The organism is Saccharomonospora iraqiensis subsp. iraqiensis (assembly GCF_000430445.1).
In the GTDB taxonomy this organism is placed as follows: domain Bacteria; phylum Actinomycetota; class Actinomycetes; order Mycobacteriales; family Pseudonocardiaceae; genus Saccharomonospora; species Saccharomonospora iraqiensis.
Map to the genome: position 1 here is coordinate 3993 of NZ_KE387036.1, position 2814 is coordinate 6806.

Consider the following 2814-nt stretch of genomic DNA (forward strand, 5'->3'; position numbering starts at 1 on the left):
CGCTGGCCGACCGGCTCGCCGCGGGTGAGCTCGACCCGGCGGGCGACGACGCCTACGACACGTGTCTCCGCCCCGGTGTCCACCTGGTCTGGGGGCCACCGGGCAGCGGCAAGAGCACGGTCGCCGAACGGGCCGCCGAGGACCTGTCCCGCCGCGGGCTGCGGGTCCTGCACGTCACCGCGGACGACGTGGGCGTCGTCCCGGCCCCCGTGGAGCAGGACCCGGAGCGGCTGCGGCTGCAGACCGACCTCGTCGCGCTCACCGACGTCGAACGCGAACTCGCCCGGCTGGACGAGGCCCTGGACGGCTACGACGACGTCGCCTTCGCCACCGCCCAGCGGCGGATCGAGAACGGACAGCGGATCACCGCGCTGGAGTCCGAGTTCGCGCGGCTGCGCGAGCGGCACTGGGAACTGGTGCGCGAACACGGCGACGCCGAGGCCGCGGTGCGGACCGCGCGCAAGGCCCGCGACCGGGTGGCCGACGAACTCGCCCGCCGGGCCGAGGCCAAGGTGCTCACCCACCGGCTCGCCCGTGTCGAGGAGCGGCTGTCCGACCTGCGGGAACGGCTGCGCGACGGCGGACTGCTGTACCGGGGGCGCCGGGAGGACCGCCGGGAGCTGCGCTCGGCGGAGGACGAACGCCAGGTGCTCGTCTCCCGCATCGAGGACTGTCGGCGCCGGGTGCACACGGTGTCCGAGGACGTCCGCAAGCTGGACGACGAACTCACGGCGGCCCAGGAGAACGCCGAGGCCGCCGAACGCGCCGAGGCCGACACCCGTGCCCAGCTCGAACTGCTGCGCGACGAGATCCTCCGCCTGCACGCGGCCGGGACGGCCGACGAACGCGACCACCGCTACTACGCCGAGTGCCTGCGGCGCGGCCTGCCCGAGCTGCACAACCGGCGCGAGGTGCTGCGCGGCAACGGCAGGCACCGCGCCGCGCTGCGTGGCCGGTTCCACGAGCGGCTCTGGTGGTGGGGCGAACGGGCCCGCGAGACGCGGGAACGCCGCCGGTCCGGCTGGTGGGCGTCGGCGAACCTGGTGACCGCGCCGTTGTCCGGGGTGGCGGGCGTGCCCGGGTCGTTCGACGTGGTGCTCGTGGACGACGCCGGGGCCGCGCGCCTGGTCGACGTGCTGTTCGCCGTCGCCCGGGCCCGTACGACGGCCGTGGTGTTCGGCGACCTCGCCCAGCCGTGGCCACGGGTGCGGCCCCGCGAACTGGCCGAGGTGCCCGAGGTGCGGCGGTGGACGCTGACCACGCCGTTCGCGCACTGCGGCGTGCACACCCCCGCCGACGCGCACTCCCACCCCGGGTGCGCCGTGCTCGACCGCCAGTACCGCTTCGGTGCGGGCGTGCAGGCACTCGCCGGCACCATCGGCTACCCGGCACTGTCGGCGGCCGAGGGGCGCGAGACGGAGATCGTGCTGCTCGACACCGCGGGCGAGCCGGTCGAACGTGCCGCGCTGGTGCCGTTGATCGCGGCCGAGCACGCCGCCGTGCTCGCCCCCGACCGCGAGCGGGTGGAGTCGTGGCTGGACGTGCTCCGCGAGACCCGCACCGTGGACGTGGGCACCGTGTCCACCGTGGCGGGGCACGAGTTCGGCACCGTGGTGATGGACCTGACCGGCGACGACTGGCGGGACCGGGTGCGTGCCTTCCTGAGTGGGATCGCCCGTGCCCGTGACCGGCTCTACCTGTTGGCCGACCTCGACGCCGTGCGCGGGGCGGAGCTCGGCACCCCGCTCGGGGCGGTGGAGGCGCTGCGCATGCGGGGCGGGTTGTCCGTGCGCAGGCTCGGTGGCCAGGTGATCCCGCGCCAGCGGCGACAGTCCGAGACCGCGTGGCACGTCACCGTGCACCCCCGGCAACCCTCGGATGGCACGATGACCGGGTGAACACCCGATCGGATCTGCGTGCCTACCTCCGGACGCTGGATACCGAGACGCTGGTCGACCTGCTGTGCGCGCAGGCGGAGCGGGACCCCGAACTGCGCGGGCGACTGGATGCCCGGCAGGTCCCCGGGCACGGTGACCCCGCAGGCCGCGGCGGCGTCGGGGCGGGCCTCGCCGAGGTGAGTGACCTGCTCGACGACGCGGCCGAGGCGGCCGACACCGCGCACTCGATCCGGGTGTCCTCGGTGCTCGACACGCTGGAACGGCTGCTGGACGCGGGCACCTCCGCCGACGTCGGCCCGCTCGCCCGCCGGGTCGTGGACACCCTCCTCGGCGCGCGGGACGCGGACGGCCCCGGCGTGGACGACCTCCTGCCGCGTGCCGTGCGGCTGTACGCGCGGGCGTGCGCGGCGCACCCACCACCCGCGGCCACGCTCGCCGGGTGGTTCACCACGGTCGCGTTCGACCGTCCGGGATGGCCGGACATCGACCTGGCCGAGTTCGCTGAACCGTTGGGGGACGAGGGGATCCGGCACGTGCGGGCCACTGTGGACCGGGTGTTGTGTGAACGTGGCGTCGACGCCTCCGACCCCCGGCGGCAGACGGCCCGGCGGCTGCGCCTGGAGATCGCCGAGGCCTGCGGCGACGTCGACACCGTGGTGCGCCTGCTCTCCGAGCGGCTGCCCCGGGTGGACGTCAGCCTGAAGATCGTGCGGGTGTTGCGCGCCGCCGGCAGGCACACCGAGGCCATCGCGCACGCCGCGGCGGCACTGCGGAACGCGGGTCACGAGGACGGTGACCGGCGCGGCTCGATGGTCGAGGCACTGGAGCGCCTGCGGGCGCACCAGGCCACCGACGCCGCGACCGATCCGGTGGTGTCCACCGGGACCGCCGTGCCCGAGCAGTCGGCCGGGCCGAC

The 2814-nt window shown here is 75.5% G+C and carries 2 protein-coding genes; both read left to right on the forward strand.

The features are described from left to right. Positions 1-1898 (forward strand): ATP-binding protein (locus tag ACTIR_RS21135; protein ID WP_034237829.1); only part of this gene is annotated, 1898 nt, incomplete at its 5' end. Next, positions 1895-2814, forward strand: a 920-nt coding sequence (locus ACTIR_RS0101710; RefSeq protein WP_026452994.1) for a hypothetical protein, incomplete at its 3' end; no start/stop codon positions are given. The genes ACTIR_RS21135 and ACTIR_RS0101710, both read left to right, overlap by 4 nt.